The sequence below is a fragment of the Pseudomonas sp. NBRC 111127 genome (assembly GCF_001320345.1).
In the GTDB taxonomy this organism is placed as follows: Bacteria; Pseudomonadota; Gammaproteobacteria; order Pseudomonadales; family Pseudomonadaceae; genus Aquipseudomonas; species Aquipseudomonas juntendi.
Window position 1 is genome coordinate 1 of the sequence record NZ_BCBD01000299.1, and the last position, 1,979, is coordinate 1,979.

1 pseudogene is annotated in these 1,979 nt (G+C 63.4%); it reads left to right on the forward strand.

Annotated elements, in window-relative coordinates:
• Positions 1 to 1,979, forward strand: a pseudogene (locus APH30_RS29755) (hypothetical protein); the annotation flags it as partial.

Here is a 1,979-nt window from a genome sequence, read left to right on the forward strand (position 1 = left end):
AGGGTGTGCTGGGCGAAGACGGCAAGCTATATCAGGCCAAGGTCGACGTCCCGGCCGGCAACCCGCCGCCGAACGCCACTTACTGGACCGACATCGGCCAGGCGGTGCAGACGGCGAACGGCCTGGCCGCGCGCGTGCAGACCAATGAAGCCAAGGTCGAATCCCTGGAAGGCGTCGCCACGGCTCAGTCCCAGCAGATCACCGGCCTGCAGTCGAGCCTGACCACCACCAATGGCAACGTCGCAGCAGCGCAGCAGGCCGCCGAGGCCGCCGCAACGCTGGCCGGCGGCAAGGGCAAGGTCATTGTGCAATCGGCCGCACCGGCCGTCGCTGACCGTCTTGCGCAGAACCTGTGGATCGATACCACTGGCAACGCCAACACGCCCAAGCGCTGGAGTGGCACCGCCTGGGTCGCCGTGACCGACAAGGTGGCCACTGATGCGGCGGCTGCGGCGGCCAATGCCCTGGCCGTGGCGCAGACCAAGGCCGACGCCTCTGTGGTGCAGAGCCTGACCACCCGGGTAACCGAGGCCGAGGGCTCGCTGTCGTCGCAGGGTCAGGCCATCACCGGCCTGAATAACAGCCTGACGACCACCAACCAGAACGTCACCGCTGCGCAGCAGGCGGCTCAGGCGGCTGCCACCGCAGCTGGCGCCAAGGGCGAAGTGATCTACGGCTCGACCGCTCCCGCGGCAGACAAGCGCCTGGCGCAGAACCTCTGGATCGATACCACCAGCAACGCGAATACCCCGAAGCGCTGGAACGGGTCGGCCTGGGTTGCCGTGACGGACAAGGTTGCAACGGATGCTGCAGCAGCTGCCGCCAGCGCGCTGAGCCAGGTGGCGACCAAAGCAGAATCCTCGGTGGTGCAGACGCTGACGGGCCGGGTCACCGACGCCGAGGGCAAGCTGACCACCCAAGGCCAATCCATCACCGGCCTGCAGAACAGCCTGACCACGACCAACCAAAACGTAACAGCTGCACAGCAAGCCGCCCAAGCTGCCTCGGATGCCGCTGGCGCCAAGGGCAAAGTGCTGTACCAGTCGACTGTGCCGGCAGTGGCGGACCGTCTGACGCAGAACCTGTGGATCGACACGACCAGCAACGCCAACACGCCGAAACGTTGGAATGGTTCAGCGTGGGTAGCGGTTACCGACAAGGTGGCCACCGATGCCGCTGCTGCTGCGGCCAATGCACTGAGCCAGGTGGCGAGTAAGGCGGATGCCTCGACTGTCCAGTCCCTGACCAACACCGTGGAACAGCAAGGTGCAGCGATTACGGCGAACGGCCAGGCCATCACCAACATCAACACGTCGCTGAGTCAGGTGGGCGGTGAGAACCTGTTCTACAACCCGTCTTTCGACACGCCGTCAGCCAGCAGCCCTAATGTTGCCGATGGGTGGTACTGGCGTACGCAGACTGCTGTCACCGTTGTACCGTCACTGCTTCCGTCGACTTTGGGTGCCGGCGGCAAACGGCAAAGATTGGAGGTCTCCGGACTGATAGCCGGTAGTGGCTCTAACTACGTCGACTTTGTACCCGTGGCAGTTCCGGTCGACGTTCGACCACCCGCATATGAGGGAGTGGTAGGCACTGCGTCCATCTTCGTGCGCGGCAGCACCGGGTTGATGGTTCAGATCTATATGCAATACAAGGACGCAGCCGGCGTCACTATCGGAACCCATGGTCCCGTTAGCGTCAGCACTTCCCCCGTCGAGTCGTACAATCGCATTGTGCTCACTGGGCTGGCCGCCCTCGCCAATTCGGCACGCGTGGATGTTCTTTATCGGATCCGGTCTGCTCCGGGCTCTAGCGTCACATCCGGTTTCATTGACCTTGATAAAGCTCAGTATGAGCACAGTCCTGTCGTATCGGGATGGCGCGATAACGGCCTGGTGAACACGTCCGCGATCGCAGTTAATGCCATGGCTACCACGGCATTGACCGGCAGGGTAGATCTCACGGAACAAGGCCTCACT